General features: G+C 58.9%; 14 protein-coding genes. 10 read left to right on the forward strand and 4 right to left on the reverse strand.

Features of this window, described 5'->3' with window-relative positions; genetic code table 11:
- Positions 1 to 5: 5 nt before the first annotated feature.
- Positions 6 to 1,802, reverse strand: a complete 1,797-nt coding sequence (locus SynPROS71_RS03520; protein WP_186596663.1) for a proline--tRNA ligase — start codon at positions 1,800 to 1,802, stop codon at positions 6 to 8.
- Positions 1,803 to 1,948: 146 nt separating this feature from the next.
- Here SynPROS71_RS03520 and SynPROS71_RS03525 point away from each other — a divergent pair, with 146 nt between their 5' ends.
- From SynPROS71_RS03525 to SynPROS71_RS03540, 4 genes are all read left to right on the forward strand, one after another.
- A complete protein-coding gene (locus SynPROS71_RS03525) occupies positions 1,949 to 2,413 on the forward strand; it encodes a resolvase (RefSeq protein WP_186596665.1) in 465 nt (154 codons plus the stop codon).
- 286 nt (positions 2,414 to 2,699) lie between these two features.
- Positions 2,700 to 3,212: an inorganic diphosphatase gene (locus tag SynPROS71_RS03530; protein WP_186597845.1), complete on the forward strand. Its 513-nt coding sequence runs from the start codon at positions 2,700 to 2,702 to the stop codon at positions 3,210 to 3,212.
- A gap of 93 nt (positions 3,213 to 3,305) precedes the next feature.
- Positions 3,306 to 3,665 carry a 2Fe-2S iron-sulfur cluster-binding protein gene (locus SynPROS71_RS03535; protein WP_186584246.1) on the forward strand — a complete coding sequence of 120 codons (360 nt, stop codon included), beginning with the start codon at positions 3,306 to 3,308 and terminating at the stop codon, positions 3,663 to 3,665.
- An 8-nt stretch (positions 3,666 to 3,673) separates the two neighbouring features.
- A complete protein-coding gene (locus SynPROS71_RS03540) occupies positions 3,674 to 4,033 on the forward strand; it encodes an arsenate reductase family protein (RefSeq protein WP_186596667.1) in 360 nt (119 codons plus the stop codon).
- Here the strand turns inward: SynPROS71_RS03540 and SynPROS71_RS03545 are convergent.
- Entirely contained in the window at positions 3,996 to 5,501 is a 1,506-nt protein-coding gene (locus SynPROS71_RS03545) for a hypothetical protein (RefSeq protein WP_186596669.1), read from the reverse strand. The two genes, SynPROS71_RS03540 and SynPROS71_RS03545, sit on opposite strands and share 38 nt — an antisense overlap.
- Positions 5,502 to 5,588: 87 nt before the next feature.
- Here SynPROS71_RS03545 and lepB point away from each other — a divergent pair, with 87 nt between their 5' ends.
- A complete protein-coding gene (lepB, locus tag SynPROS71_RS03550; protein ID WP_255442478.1) occupies positions 5,589 to 6,281 on the forward strand; it encodes a signal peptidase I in 693 nt (230 codons plus the stop codon).
- On the opposite strand, the gene SynPROS71_RS03555 is transcribed toward lepB, so the two are convergent.
- Both SynPROS71_RS03555 and SynPROS71_RS03560 read right to left on the reverse strand, forming a co-directional pair.
- The gene (locus tag SynPROS71_RS03555) at positions 6,253 to 7,533 is read right to left on the reverse strand and encodes a dihydroorotase (protein WP_186596673.1); all 1,281 of its coding nucleotides are present in this window, start codon (positions 7,531 to 7,533) and stop codon (positions 6,253 to 6,255) included. The genes lepB and SynPROS71_RS03555 overlap by 29 nt on opposite strands.
- Positions 7,534 to 7,538: 5 nt before the next feature.
- Positions 7,539 to 8,867: a histidine phosphatase family protein gene (locus SynPROS71_RS03560; protein WP_186597846.1), complete on the reverse strand. Its 1,329-nt coding sequence runs from the start codon at positions 8,865 to 8,867 to the stop codon at positions 7,539 to 7,541.
- A gap of 110 nt (positions 8,868 to 8,977) precedes the next feature.
- On the opposite strand from SynPROS71_RS03560, the gene SynPROS71_RS03565 reads away from it, so the two are divergent.
- The 5 genes from SynPROS71_RS03565 to SynPROS71_RS03585 all read left to right on the forward strand — a co-directional run bounded on the left by SynPROS71_RS03565 (position 8,978) and on the right by SynPROS71_RS03585 (position 14,411).
- Positions 8,978 to 10,345 carry a CPBP family intramembrane glutamic endopeptidase gene (locus tag SynPROS71_RS03565; RefSeq protein ID WP_255442337.1) on the forward strand — a complete coding sequence of 456 codons (1,368 nt, stop codon included), beginning with the start codon at positions 8,978 to 8,980 and terminating at the stop codon, positions 10,343 to 10,345.
- Positions 10,346 to 10,428: 83 nt separating this feature from the next.
- Positions 10,429 to 10,884: a hypothetical protein gene (locus SynPROS71_RS03570; protein ID WP_186596675.1), complete on the forward strand. Its 456-nt coding sequence runs from the start codon at positions 10,429 to 10,431 to the stop codon at positions 10,882 to 10,884.
- A 3-nt stretch (positions 10,885 to 10,887) separates the two neighbouring features.
- The gene (locus SynPROS71_RS03575; RefSeq protein WP_186596677.1) at positions 10,888 to 12,693 is read left to right on the forward strand and encodes a penicillin-binding protein 2; all 1,806 of its coding nucleotides are present in this window, start codon (positions 10,888 to 10,890) and stop codon (positions 12,691 to 12,693) included.
- Positions 12,694 to 12,785: 92 nt separating this feature from the next.
- Positions 12,786 to 13,958: a transaldolase gene (locus SynPROS71_RS03580; RefSeq protein ID WP_186596679.1), complete on the forward strand. Its 1,173-nt coding sequence runs from the start codon at positions 12,786 to 12,788 to the stop codon at positions 13,956 to 13,958.
- Positions 13,959 to 14,024: 66 nt separating this feature from the next.
- Positions 14,025 to 14,411, forward strand: coding sequence for a Crp/Fnr family transcriptional regulator (locus SynPROS71_RS03585; RefSeq protein WP_186596681.1), 387 nt, complete (start codon positions 14,025 to 14,027; stop codon positions 14,409 to 14,411).
- Positions 14,412 to 14,443: the final 32 nt, after the last annotated feature.

The raw sequence follows: 14,443 nt of genomic DNA on the forward strand, positions 1-14,443 counted from the left end.
GGGGGTCAGATCCCTGGTCGCAGGGGATGCAGGATCGAATCATGCACCTGTCGGAAGGCCTCTTGATGGTCCATCGATGTGGAACTGCGTGCAGATCGCTCAACCACCTCAACCTTCCCATCGCCAGCATCCCTTCCCACCACAATTCTCCAGGGAATGCCAATGAGGTCAGCATCCTTGAACTTCACGCCGGCCCGTTCATCTCGGTCATCTAGCAGGGCATCGATGCCGGCATCGAGAAACGACTGATACAGACCTTCTCCCAGGGCGGCCTGGGTTGAATCTTGGATCTTGGCAATGACCACGATCACTTGAAATGGGGCAATACCCACAGGCCAGCAGATGCCGGCATCATCGTGGTGCTGTTCCACAGCAGCCTGGGCAAGCCTGGAGATGCCGATGCCGTAGCAGCCCATCAGCAGCGCTTCCTGCTGGCCGTCACTGTTGGTGAACCGAGCATCCAGGGCTTCTGAATATTTCCTCCCGAGTTGAAAGATGTGCCCCACTTCAATTCCCCGGCATTCCGAAAGGGTCTGGGCAGGATCGTGAACACATCGCTCTCCGGCATGAGCTGTCCTTAGGTCAGCTCTGATCTGCGCCGGTATCTCCTCCCAGGTGCGGCCCCAGCTGTGTTGATCCCTGCGATTGGCTCCACAGACGAATCGAGGTAGATCGAGTGCTGTTGCATCGGCCAGTCGCAGAAAATGGCTCTGCCAGGAGCGGCATCCTTTCAATGCGGTGTCGCTGAGATCGGGGCCAATGGATCCAAAAGGAAGCTCTGCAAGCCCTTGCTGGCGAAGCTGATTTTCGGAGATTGGACTGATCTCAAGAACGGTGGCATCAAGCGATCGACCGACCGCATTCGCCAGCTTCACATCATTGAGAACCTGATCTCCCCGCAGGCTGACCAGGGTCGGCTGCTCCCGTCCATCGTCGAGGCGGGCGAGCAGTACGAGTACTTTTACGGTCTGGGTAGGGTCCAAACCATTGGCGGCACACAGCTGTTCGATGGAGACCTGATCAGGTGTGTCGATCGTTCGCTCTGCGCCGTCCTCGAGGGGTTGGGCCACGGCAGGCAGCGACATTGCTTTCTCCTGATTTGCCGCGTACAGGCCGTCGCTGCTAGTGAGAATCAGATCCTCGCCAGCTTCGGCGGTCACCATGTATTCCTGAGATGCCGCGCCGCCAATGGCGCCGCTGTCGGCGTCCACGGCCACGGCCTCAAGTCCACACCTCTTGAAGATCCGTGCATAGGCCGCAGCCATCGCCTGATAGGTGCTTTCGAGGTCGTCCTGGTTGGCGTGGAACGAATAGGCATCTTTCATGATGAATTCCCTCCCGCGCATTAAGCCGAAGCGGGGACGGATCTCATCTCTGAATTTGGTCTGGATCTGATAGAGCGTGACCGGCAGCTGTCGATAGGAGCGGAGCAGATCGCCCGCCAGTTCGGTGATGACCTCTTCATGGGTTGGGCCGAGGCCAAGTTGACGGTTCTGTCGATCCTCAAGGTGGAACATGATTCCCTCCCCAGCGGTGTAGCCCTGCCAACGGCCGCTTCTTTCCCAGAGATCAGAAGGCTGGAGCTGGGGGAGCAAAGTCTCGAGAGCCCCAAGGCTGTTCAGCTCATCGCGCACAATCGCATTGATCTTGCGAAGCACCCTCCACATCATCGGCAAATAGGCATAGATCCCAGAGCCGATTCGACGGATGTATCCCCCCCGCACAAGTAATTGATGGGAGGGGATTTCTGCGTCAGCAGGGACGTCCCTCAGCGTCACCAGCATCAGGCGGGAGACGCGCATGACATCCAAACAAAAGAACCCGGGAAAGTTATCACCGCTGATAAAACGGTCGATCCGAGAAGTGTCCCTTTGGCTGTGATCGTTGCTGGCATCACGAGTCTCAGCTGCTAGGGTCAGCCAATTCCAAGCCGTCCCAGAGCCGTCTCATGTTTCCTCGTCCGCTTGATGGTTCAGTAACTTCTGCGGCCGATTCAGCTGGATTGAATGGAGATATTGGGGCAGTCCTTTCTCAGTCGGATTCATTGGTGGGAATCGATGATGTGCAGAAGTCGCTGAACCGCTCACGAGCTTCTGTGTACCGCTACACAAATACTGACCCTCGTAATCTCAATCCTCCCTTTAACCCCAGAAAGCTCAACCCTGAATATCGCAGCGATCAAAAAGATCCTTTGCTGTTTCACCCCAACGAGGTTGCACGCTTCGCCAAGGATGTGCTCCGGATCAAAGAGGTCACCGTTGAGGTGTTGAATTCACCCTCAACGGCAACCCAACAGGTTCTCGCTGCAATTCTCGAGGAGCTGCGTCTCATTCGGTCTCAGCTGGATGGCATTCCTGCCGCTCCATCGGACCTGGCTTCCAGGCGAGACCGTCAGGATCGACCCGCTGCATAGGTCGTCTGAAAGTGCCACAATGATCGTGGCAATGCGATGTTTTGCCATTCCCGGTCGAAGACTCCGCTCTTCGATTCAGCCTTTCGGCTGAAGCCGGGTGTCCCTGTATCCCCCTGAATGGATCCCGAGCCTGTCTTCGAGAGCACCCCAGCGTCTGGTCCGCTGGTGGCCATCCCTTTGCTTGTTCTTTTGGGATTCATGTTGGCTGTCACAGGGCTAGGTATTCCGATGGCAGCGGTTTTGAGCGACCGACCATCACCAAAGTCTTCCCTTGTCACGAAGAGCAATGGATCTCAGGGCTCTTTCCCCATCTCCCTCTCCAGGACTGGTCAATCTTCTCGTGGAGATTCCAGCGGGAAGTCGCAATAAATACGAATATTTTGAAGCCTGTGGGGTGATGGCCCTTGATCGGGTTCTCCACTCTTCAGTCCGTTACCCCTTCGACTACGGATTCATCCCCAACACACTGGCTGAGGATGGATCTCCTCTCGATGCCATGGTGATCATGGAAGAGCCCACATTTGCGGGATGTCTGATTCAGGCACGACCGATTGGGGTCCTCGATATGCACGACATGGGGCATTACGACGGGAAAATCTTGTGTGTGCCGGTGGCAGATCCCCGCCAAGCGAAGATCCACAGCATTCATCAAATCGCTCCCAATCAGTTGGAGGACGTGGCTGAGTTCTTTCGCACTTACAAAAACATGGAAGGACGGGTCACGGAAATCGGTGGTTGGAGAGATTCGGAGGCTGTGCAGCCCTTGCTTCAGGCCTGCATCAAGGCTGCAGGGTGCTGAATTGAAGGTGACGTTCGAGCAAAGTTTGGCTCCTGGCTCCCGAGAAGTCCCCTGCTGCTTGTAAGTTGGTTCGCGCCAAGCCTGTGATCGACCGTGCCCACCATCCGTTTTGAGCAGGAAGGCCAGCAGGTCGGTTGTATTGAGGGTGCCAATCTGCGCAAGGCGGCCCTCGATGCAGGGATCAACCCCTACAAAGGGCTCAATAATCTGAACAACTGCGGTGGCGTGGGGCAGTGCGGCACCTGTGTCGTTGAAGTGCTGGAGGGATCCCAGAACCTCTCACCCCGCAGCGATGTCGAAGAGGTTTATCTCTCCGACCGTCCGGCCAACTACCGCCTGAGCTGCCGTACGAGTGTCAATGGAGATGTCACGATCCGCACCCGTCCGGATGATGGAGTCGGTAAAGGCTCCAACAGCCTTCTTGGCGCCGTGAAGAGTCTCCTTGGTCGCTGATCAGGGCCATGGCGCTCCTGAAGGTTTACAGCTACTCCCGCTGTTCAACATGCCGAAAAGCTTTGGCATGGCTTGAGTCCCACGGAATCGATGCTGATGTCGTCGACATCACCGTCACGCCTCCTGACCGGAAGACCCTCCTTGATGCTCTTCAGCAATTCGGGGAGGTGAAGCCTTTGTTCAATACGAGCGGTCAGAGTTACAGGGCCCTTGGCGCTGCTGTCGTTAAGGCCATGACAGCCGATGAAGCCATCGATGCACTTGCTGCTGATGGAAAGCTGATCAAGCGCCCCTTCGTGTGTGGCGCTGATGGATCCTTCCTTGTTGGATTCAAGCCTGAGGTTTGGGCGGAAGCGCTTCGGAGCTGAAGTTCAGACCATCCAGCTCCGTGATCAGCTCATCAACGTCTTTCTGAAGACGCAGCTGGCTCATGCTCGATCTCTTGAGATCCTCAAGGAAAACGGCGATGAGCTCTTGACTGCGTTCGAGTACTGCGCCGGTCTCAAGTTTGTGGGCCAGCTCTTCCCAGAAGCGATCTGCTGTCTCCACCCCAAGACTTTCAAGGACTGGGTCTTTCTGGCCGAGCCGATCTCCGGCATTGCGCGACAGATTCAAAAGCGAGTCGACCAGACCGGCGGACAGTGTTTGGCTCAATTTCTGTTCGGCACTGTCAACTCCCGGAAGTGTTCTTAGGGCTCCTGGAATCGCTGCCTCCTCCAGATTGCGGCGCAAAACATGGCCGACGAGGGCAACCAGCTGGGGGCGAAGTGCAGGACCCACTTGGATGAGAATGAGTGGGAGCCAGAGCCTGAGAAGTTCGGCAAGTTCCGGTTCCCCCTCCTCGACAACACTCTGATGGGTGCACAACCTTCGAATCTTTTCAGGCAAGCGGGGTGATCTCACCACATCCTGCACGGTGTCCAGGATTCGGAGGGTGATGACTTCGAAGAGCTCGATGGCGAGAACAGCCACCACGCCGCGACTGATCACAGCCCGCAATGGCTCCAGTTGGATCAGTCCGGCATTGGACAGACGCTCGGTGACTGGAATGATGCGCAGCAATCTCCAGAAAGGAATCAAAAGCGGCAGATCAATCCAGCGGCGGAGCAGTGCGTCACGCCATGTGATTCCCGGGTAACGCCGTTTCAGTCGGAAGCTGCGGATCAGGATGTCGAGAAGGAACAGGATCTGGAAGGGGGTATCGATCTGCCAGGAGCGATCGATCGCCTGTCCGTTCTCATCGGTTCCGCGCCAGTAATTGGTCGCGGCCAGTGGAAGGATGCTCTTGTTCCAGAAGCGCCTTTCCTCCTCCCAATTCTGTTCCGAGAGGTGGTCGTCTCCCAGGAGATGGGCGGCAGCCTGTTTTGCCGAATCCATGCCTGCTCTGGAGCGGAGGCGGTTCTTGAGCTTTTCGAGTGTGCTCGCCTTCCCCGAGCTCACGAAGGGATTTTCGTCGATCAGTTGGCTGTTGCGAACCACCATCTCGAGGCGGAGCTGTCGGACCTCTTGGCTGTCGATTCCTTGTGTGGCCGCGGCCGTTTCCAAGCGCCGGAAATGGTCGATGTAACTCTGCGTGTCCCTTTGGGGTTCGATTCCCTTGACCTTGTCGTACGCAGGCGTGATGTCTGGCAGCCATGGCAGAGGAATCGCCAGGTTGATCGATGGCAGCGGAAATAGGGTTCGCTGCAGCCAGAAATTCCGCAGCGGAACGTAGGTCACATCAAAGAGGACCCAGGCGAGATTGAGCGCAGCGATTGTTGCGATAACTCTGTCCCAGCCCAGCCAGAAGCGCCTGGCCGCGCTGGGCCGCACGCCTTGCCAGCGGGGTCTGACCATGGCTCCTCCATCGTGAAATGAGGCTAGGAGCTCATCGTTCCACGCCTATCTTGGATTCCTTCAGGCCATAGGTTCCCGTTGCCCAACGTGCAGCACGACCCATCGTCATCGGGTCCCGATCCCTCAGCACCCTCCCGTTCCCATCCCTTCTGGGATTTCTGGGGCCCTGTTCTGTTCACCCTGGCCCTCTATTTCGGAATCCGTCACTTCGTTGCTGAAGCACGCTTCATTCCTTCAGGATCCATGCTCCCCGGCCTGCAGATTCAGGACCGGTTGTTGGTGGAAAAACTCACCTATGGCGGACGGAGCCCCCAGCGCGGCGAGATTGTGGTGTTCAACTCGCCCCATGCGTTCGACCCCGCTCTCAAATCAGCTGGGTCCCCCTCTGCGTTGCGCTGTGCATTGGTGAGTTTTCCATTGGTCGGCCTGATTCCAGGGCTGGGGCATCCCGCCTGCGACGCTTACATCAAACGTGTGGTCGCCGTTGGTGGGGATCGGGTTGTGGTCAATCCCCGCGGCGAGGTCTCTGTCAACGGCAAGGCGTTGAACGAGCCCTATGTCACAAAGTTCTGCCCCTTGGATGACCAGGGCATGAGTCTCTGCCGCACCCTCAACGTGACGGTTCCCGAGGGACATGTGCTGGCACTCGGGGATAACCGCAGTAACAGCTGGGATGGTCGTTACTGGCCAGGAGGTCCTTTCCTGCCGGAGGACCAGATCATCGGCAGAGCGTTCTGGCGTTTCTGGCCCCTCAACAGGCTCGGCTCGCTGGGGTCCTAAGCCCGCAATGCGTCACCCGGCCACGCAGCGCCTTGCCCTGCAGAGGCAGATTGGCGGCGCGGGGACCCATTGGGTCGGAACGTAAGGGCGTCCACGAGAGCTCCGGATCAAACAGCAGCCAGCGGTTGCTGCCCACTGCCAGGCATTCTTCCCCTAACCCCAGCAAGCGGGATGGTCCGAAGCTGACGACCTGCCAAAGCTGCTCAGGGGTCCAACCTTCATCCACGACCAGGGTCTGCCAAAGGGTCGGCAGCACCAAGTGATGTCCCGAGACCCCTCGAGAGCGCTGATCGGGCGGCAAGAGGCATTCCTCGTCGTCCAGTGGCGTGGCCTGAACGGCGACGGCCTGAATCAGGTTATCCGCCAGTCCCCTGATCAAAGCTTTGCGATCCGATTGTGACCCCAGCGATGGGTCCACAAACCATGTGGATGCGGTGGCGCTGCTGTCAAAGGAATCAGCCACCACATGCCACCAGTTCACGGTGGCTTTCGGGCGTAATGGCATCTGTTGCAGCAGCTCCACAGCGCCGGCGGTGGAGAGTGCCATCAGGACCAGCCGGCGGTCGGGGTGACACTGCTGGAGTTGCCCAAGCTGGCTGAGGGGCAAAGTCTCACTGCTCACTGGGTCCGAAGGCCATCCGGCCCTCAAGGCGTTCACTCCCTCCCGCAGGAGTCCCTCGCCCCGCAGCGCCAAATCCAGCGCTGGGATCAGCACCGGCGATGCGTTCATGTCTCCAAGCGTCAGAGCGCGATCCAGAAGAGCAATCGGTGGCATGGATCTGCCGTCAGTCAGGCCAATAGCCCCTGCTTCCAGCAGGTCGGCATGGGCTGTTAACTCCACCCCGGAGCTACCGCTGCTGAAACCTCCCCAGAGGTGAACGTTGACGTCGCAGTCGCTCTGCTGAAATCCCTGCAGCTGATCCGGCTGCTCCCGTGGGCCATGCAATGTTCCAGGGAGCAGCGCGAGCTGGCCGAAGCCTGCCGATCCAGCAGTTCGCAGCAAACTCGCCAAGGTTTCTCCTTTGCCGTGGAACGGTTCTGGGAGTTCAGAGTGACAATCCACCAGGCAAGGAGCCAGAAGCTGATGGCCGGCGTCCTGTGGCTCCAATGCCTCGGACCGGCCCATTCGGCGGGCCTCGTCCCCAAAGGCTTCAAGGCGCCGGTTTCTGATCAGAACGGCCGATTGTTTCTCGACAGCCTGACCCGGTCCGCCCAGGACCTGGACCGGATCCAGCAGCATTGATGCATCCATCAGGTTCAGAGTGCTCCAGCAGCTGTTCTGTCCAGAACCCCTCCGAGATGGGAGGTGAGGTTCAGGCAAGCAACAACCGCAGGCTGCCCTGCTTCTGTGGGCATGTCGACCACGGTGACACCTCCATTACCCTGTTTGACAGCCCAGATGTCACCAGGACTGAGGCCGAGGAGCGAACAGAGAATGGTCTTGTTTACCGCATCGTGAGCGACCACGAGAGCGGTTTCAGACCGATCCAGGGATTCCGCAATCGTGTTCCAGCTGCGGACTGAGCGTTCCCAAACATCCTGGATGGTCTCTCCCTCTGGCATCTGCACCGTTTCAGGCGTGCGTTTCCATTCATCAAGAAGTTCAGACCATTCGGCCCTGATCTCTGATTCCAGCTTCCCTTCCCAGAGTCCATGGCCGATCTCAACCAGTCCGCGTGTCACCGTCAGCGGCACTCCAGGGTGAGAGCGCAGGATTCCTTCGGCGGTCTCTCGCGGCCTGGACATCGCGCTGCTGTAAGCACGCTGAATCGACACGCTTTCCAGAAACGCCCGTGCTGCTTCGGCTTGAGCGTGACCATTGCTGTTGAGGGGGATGTCGATCTGTCCCTGAAAGCGCCCATCACGGTTCCAGTTGGTTTCCCCGTGCCGCACCAAAATCATCCTTGCGCCGGCTCCTTTGGGAGGGAGCGGTGGGTTGAGATGCGCCGTGCTGTTCAGGCACTCGATCTGCACCTGGTGGCCACTCCCTTGAGGAATGAGATTGAAAACAGACAAAGAGGCGTTGTCGAGCCGCAACCGGCGGAAGCCTCCCGCAGGGTTGCCCAGCAATGTTGTGATCAGGCAGCGCAGGATGGCGTTGTGCCCAACCAGCAGCACTGTGTCGTTGCCGTCCACGGGATGTCGGGCCAGCAGTGCGTCCAGAAACTGGCTGGCCTGTTGCATCAGTTCCTGCAGGGGCCGGTAGCGGGTGCCGTCGTGACGGGACAGTTCCAGCTGCTCGGGATGGCTCCTCCAGGCTGCGTACTCCTCTGGAAAACGCTCAGCACGCTCGGCTGCCGTTAGGCCGCTCCAGGGTTCCAGATCGATCTCAAGCAGGCCTTCCTCGAAACACGGCTCAAGCGCATCGCTCCGGGCTGCCAGAACCCCTGCCGTGGTTGATGCAGCCCGTTGGAGCGGTGAGCTGTAGACAGCTGTGATCGGTACGTCCGCAAGGGCCGTGCCGGTGCGGCGTGCCTGGTCTTCGCCTGTTTCAGTCAGCGTAGAGAGGTCATCCCGCCCCTGGATTCTGCGCTCCACATTGAAGCTGCTGAGTCCGTGGCGAACGAGGAGAAGACGCAGGGTCACGGCTTCGTGCGTGCAGGGCGCCGCCATCGTATGAGTGAGCCCCGGTTTGCTCTGGCTTCGCCCGCTGCACCCGTCACCCACCAGAATCGCATCGAGTTGCCTGCGGCGTGTTGACCAGCCCACCTGCCGGACGTCCATCGGCTGACCGGTTCTTGAAGGTGTTTCTGGCCTTCGTCTCACTGGTTCTGGCCACCTTGGTGTGGATCCTGGGATTGGTGGACAGCTTTGGAAAGCCATCCGTTGCTCCGGCTTTGTCGTTGGAGCAGCAAGAGCTGTCCCTTTTGGCTCAGCCGAAGGTTCCAGAATCGCTTCAACCGCTGGTGGTCGGCGATGACCCTGCTGCGGCCCTGCTGCGCACCCTGCGCGATACCCCGCTGGACCGATTGGATGATCGCCAGATTCTTTTGTTCACGGCCCTGGAACAAGAGGAGGACTACAAGCAAAGCCTTCGCCGGGTGACCGTTGGCCAACCGGAACTCATCCCGCTTCAGCAGGCGCTGAATGGGAACAACGCTCCTGGGCTGGAACGATCAGAATTATTGGCTCTGGCGCCGGATCCCTTGATCCGAACCGTGGCATGCAGTGCCTTGGGAGGCCCACCCGCTGACTGCGTGGATCCAGCTCCGGCCTCCGCCGCAGCACGTCGGCTGATCTTCAGCGAAGTGTTCCCACTCGCGGCCCTGATCCTTGGAGGCCTGCTTTTGCTCAGGCACGGGTGGCAGCTGCTGGGTCGCAGGTTGCCGCCCTGGCCGCCGCTCGTGTCAGCCCCCCTCGGCCCCCTCGACATGATTCTGCTGGTGGCCGGTGGCTTCGTTGTCTTAGGCGAGGTGCTGGTCCCACTGCTTATTGCTCCATTCACAGGCTGGCTGAGCCGTGACATGTCTCCTGCACTGATGCAGGGAGTGACCGTCCTCTTCGGTTATGCCGCCCTGGCGATTCCGCCTCTGCTCATCCTTCGCCAGCAGTTATCGCAGTGCGATCAAGAGGCGCTTCCTCCGGGTGGGTGGCTGCAATGGCAGGCGCGTCCCATCCCTCTGGCTTTTCTCCAGGGTGCGAGGGGATGGCTGATGGTGATGCCCCCGGTGGTCATGAGCGGCTGGCTCGTGAGTCGATGGATCGGGGATCAGGGGGGGAGCAATCCCCTGCTTGAGATTGTGCTGAACAGCCGAGACCCATTGGCCTTGTCCCTGCTGGCCATCACCGCTGTTGTGCTGGCACCGCTGTTTGAGGAAACGATCTTCCGAGGGGTCTTGCTGCCGGTTTTGGGGCGGTCCCTCGGGCGTTCCGGCAGTGTGATGGTCAGCGCACTCGTGTTCGCGATTGCTCACCTGAGCATCGGTGAACTTCCTCCATTGCTGGTTCTCGGCCTCGGATTGGCATTGCTCAGGCTGAGTACTGGGCGCCTGTTCCCATGCGTGGTGATGCATGCACTCTGGAATGGCGTGACATTTCTCAATCTCTTGCTGCTTGGGGGTTGAGCAAAGCCCCAGTGTTGATCAAGGTTTCAGCCTTGCGGCTCCCCTCTCCAGGTGGTTCACTGGCGCATTGCAGAACCTCAGCCGTGGTCGCGGTTCCCCAACCCCAGCCGGTGTCCCCGCAGCGGTCGTCCAGTGCCGGAACCTTTGAGGTCATCCAAGGCTCACTGTCGGCCCGTCGTGCTGCCCGCCATTCCCCTCTGCTGGCCGGACTTCATCGCGCTGCCGACGGAGGACTTCTCGGGGTTTTCGCCGCCGTTCTCGTGCTCAGTGGCCTCACGCTGCACTGGCAGCACCGCTGGACGATGGCGTTTCGGCAGCTCGAATTGACCCGAACGCTCTCCCATCGGCTCACAGAGTCGACGGCGATGCTCGAAAGGCACTTGTTGGAACGCTCCAAGGTCCCCGGGCGAATGGTGCCCACCACCGTGGCCAATCTTCTGTATCTCGATCGACCCGGAACGGTTTCGTCGCAAGACCAACCCGACCACCTGGCCATGCTGGGCTCCCTCATGGAGCGTCCGATCAAGAACGGTTATTAATTCATGGGTCGCTCGCCTGCCGCAGGACGGCCGAACAAGATCTCTGCCCGTCGGCGCGTTGTGCCCTTGGAACAGATTCCCGCCACACGGATGCGCTGGGTGTTCGCTCTGTTGTGTGTCGGGCTGGTTGGCCTAATGGGCCGGATGGCCTGGCTGCAGATGTTCCAGGCTTCAGAGCTTGAAGCACGCGCTCGATCCGTTCAGACCCAGCGCACCCAGCCGCTGGGGACGCGTCGGCCGATCATCGATCGCACGGGACGGCTCATCGCGCTCGACGAGGAGCGCTATCGCCTGTGGCTGCACCCCCGTTATTTCAATCTCCCAGGCGATGATCCGGCCCTGATTCGGCCATCAGCCGATGTCGCTGAGCGTTTGGCGCCGCTCCTGTCCTTGAGCTCGGCCGAGATTCTCAAGCGGATTGGCAACCGGCCCTCCGGTATCAAGCTTTTGGAAGGGCTTGACCCGGAAACGGCGGCTGCTGTTCGAGGGGCTGGAATCAGTGGTGTCGATCTGGAGTCTTACCCCCATCGGGTGTATCCCCAGGGTGATCTGTTCGCCAATGTGGTGGGATTTCTCAATCAGGAGCGTGTCCCCCAGGCCGGCCTGGAACAGAGCCGCCACGACGACCTTCAGCGTCATGAGCAGGCCCGCAGCCTGCGGCGTGGTGCTGATGGCACCCCATTGCCAGACAACCTTGATGCTGGCGTTTTCTTTGGAGATGACCTCCGGCTTCAGCTCACTCTTGATGCGCGCCTGCAGGCTCTGGCTGCAAAGGCTCTGGCCTCACAGGTGAAGCAATGGAAGGCGAAGAAAGGGGTTGCCATCGTGATGGATGTCACCAACGGCGAGTTGCTGGCTCTCGCTTCAGCTCCCACCTACGACCCAAACCGTTATTGGGACTTTTCTGCGAGTCGATTCAGGGAATGGTCTGTGCAAGACCTTTATGAGCCCGGCTCCACTTTCAAGCCCATCAATTTGGCTCTCGCGCTTCAAGAGGGTGCGATCAAGGCTGATGGACAGGTGCATGACAACGGCACCCTCACGATTGGTGGATGGCCGATCAACAATCACGATCGCCGGGCGAATGGAGTCATCGATTACGCCACGGTGCTGCAGGTTTCTAGCAATGTGGGGATGGTGCAGGCGATGCGTCGTCTACCGGCCGATCGCTACTGGGACTTGCTCAGTCGGTTGCGTCTCGATGCCCGTCCCGATACCGATCTGCCAGGGGCTGTGGCTGGTCAGCTCAAGTCGAAAGAACAATTCACCAGCCAACCGATTGAGCCTGCCACCGCATCCTTTGGCCAGGGATTTTCACTAACGCCACTCAAGCTTGTGCAATTGCATGCGCTGCTGGCAAACGGAGGCCGGCTTGTTAGTCCCCATATCACCAGGGGATTGCGCACCGGTGATGCCCTTGCGCCTGCAGGAACGCGCCAAGGCCAGCAACTGCTCAGGCCTGAGGTGACTCGCACGGTGCTCGCATGGATGGAGTCTGTGGTGGAGAAGGGCAGCGGCAAGGGAGCGCGAACTCCGGGATATCGGATCGGAGGCAAGACAGGAACTGCGCAGAAAGCGCTCAATGGTGTGTATGTCCCTGGCGCCCTGATTTGCAGTTTTGTTGCCACGCTTCCTATCGACGACCCGCGTTACGTCGTGCTGGTTGTCGTGGATGAGCCTCAAGGTGGCAATGCCTACGGTTCAACGGTGGCACTGCCTGTGGCGAAATCCATCATCGACGGTCTTCTTGTGATCGAGAAGATCCCTCCGAGTACGGCCCAATCCCAGGATTTGAGTCGTCAGGGCTGATTCCTTTCATCACGGCCTGTGCAGAGGAATACCTCCATGGATGCCACTCTTAAAAACGTGGCTACGTTGCGCACATCAAGACTTTCAGCGCTATGGCCAGTCTGCTCGAGCAGCTCTCTGCGATGACCGTTGTGGTCGCAGACACAGGGGATCTAGAGGCAATCCGCAAGTTCACGCCGAGGGATGCCACGACTAACCCTTCCTTGATCCTGGCGGCAGCCCAGATTCCCGCGTATCAGAATCTGATCGATGAATCTCTGCGCTCCTCTCGGCGACTGATTGGCGACAACGCACCGGTGGAACAGGTTGTGCGAGAAGCGCTGGATGAAATCAGCGTGATCTTCGGCAAAGAAATTCTCAAGATCGTTCCCCGGCGTGTCTCCACCGAGGTCGATGCCCGTCTCAGCTTTGACACCGACGCCACGATCGAAAAAGGTCGCAAGCTGATTCGCCTTTACAACGATGCGGGCATCAGCAATGACCGTGTGCTGATCAAGATTGCCTCCACTTGGGAAGGTATCAAAGCTGCCGAAGTTCTCGAGCAAGAGGGGATTCACTGCAATCTCACGCTTCTGTTCGGTTTCGGTCAGGCCGTTGCTTGTGCCGAGGCTGGTGTGACCCTGATTTCACCTTTCGTCGGTCGCATCCTTGACTGGTATAAAGCGGACACCGGTCGCGATTCCTACCCCGGCCCTGAGGATCCCGGCGTGCTGTCTGTGACCCGGATCTTCAATTACTTCAAAACCTACGGCTACAAAACCGAGGTGATGGGGGCCAGCTTCCGAAACATCGACGAAATCACAGAGCTCGCTGGCTGCGATCTGTTGACGATTTCACCCAAACTGCTCGATCAGCTGCGTGAGAGCCAGGCCACTCTCTCCCGCAAGCTCGACGGTGAGAATCCCTCCAGTAGCGAGGCTCAGATCCATGTGGATCGTGAGCAGTTCGACGCCATGATGAAGACTGACCGTATGGCCTCCGACAAACTCGCTGAGGGCATCAAGGGATTCAGCAAAGCGATCGAAACGCTCGAGAGCATGCTGGCCCACCGATTGGCTGAACTTGAGGGTGGTCAGGCTTTTGGCCACGCCGTTCAGGAAATCTTTCTGCTCAATGACATGAACGGTGATGGCTGCATCACCCGTGATGAGTGGCTTGGTAGCGATGCAGTGTTCGACGCATTGGATCTCGACCACGATGGTCGTCTCACCCCTGAAGATGTGCGCCGGGGATTTGGTGCTGCCCTGTCGCTCACAACAGCCTGAATCAGGGATTCCATTACCGGCTCTTGATCTGCGCCAATCACAATCCAATTAGTTCCATCAGTTGACGTGAACGCTCTCGACACCATGCGTGCCCTCGCTCAGAAGAGCGAGGTGCACACGTTCAATACCGGAGACATTATTTTCAAAGCTGACGATCCCGGATCTTCGATGTTTGGGGTCCTCGAAGGATCAGTGCGCCTGTCTTGGCGGAACGACCACGGTCACGAGGGATACGAGCTCATTCAAGCCGGCAACGTGTTTGGAGCTGGAGCTCTGGTGATGGATGGGCACCGTCGCCTCGGGACTGCCCAGGCGGAAGGCCCCTGCCGTCTCATTGAGATGAACAGGGAGAAGTTCCTGTTTGCCGTTCAAGAAGCGCCGATGTTCGCCATCGAGCTGCTGGCTTCTGTGGATTCCCGTCTTCGCGATCTGAAAATTACGTCTGTCAGCTGATCGGTTTTTCTAAGGTCTGCAGATTGAAGCCG

The sequence above is a fragment of the Synechococcus sp. PROS-7-1 genome, from assembly GCF_014279795.1.
Lineage (GTDB): Bacteria > Cyanobacteriota > Cyanobacteriia > PCC-6307 > Cyanobiaceae > Synechococcus_C.

Excerpts from the sequence above, each read along its gene's own strand:
- SynPROS71_RS03520 (WP_186596663.1), bottom strand. The coding sequence starts at position 1,802 with ATGCGCGTCTCCCGCCTGATGCTGGTGACGCTGAGGGACGTCCCTGCT.
- SynPROS71_RS03525 (WP_186596665.1), top strand. The coding sequence starts at position 1,949 with ATGTTTCCTCGTCCGCTTGATGGTTCAGTAACTTCTGCGGCCGATTCA.
- SynPROS71_RS03530 (WP_186597845.1), top strand. The coding sequence starts at position 2,700 with ATGGATCTCAGGGCTCTTTCCCCATCTCCCTCTCCAGGACTGGTCAAT.
- SynPROS71_RS03540 (WP_186596667.1), top strand. The coding sequence starts at position 3,674 with ATGGCGCTCCTGAAGGTTTACAGCTACTCCCGCTGTTCAACATGCCGA.
- SynPROS71_RS03545 (WP_186596669.1), bottom strand. The coding sequence starts at position 5,501 with ATGGTCAGACCCCGCTGGCAAGGCGTGCGGCCCAGCGCGGCCAGGCGC.
- SynPROS71_RS03555 (WP_186596673.1), bottom strand. The coding sequence starts at position 7,533 with ATGGATGCATCAATGCTGCTGGATCCGGTCCAGGTCCTGGGCGGACCG.
- SynPROS71_RS03575 (WP_186596677.1), top strand. The coding sequence starts at position 10,888 with ATGGGTCGCTCGCCTGCCGCAGGACGGCCGAACAAGATCTCTGCCCGT.
- SynPROS71_RS03580 (WP_186596679.1), top strand. The coding sequence starts at position 12,786 with ATGGCCAGTCTGCTCGAGCAGCTCTCTGCGATGACCGTTGTGGTCGCA.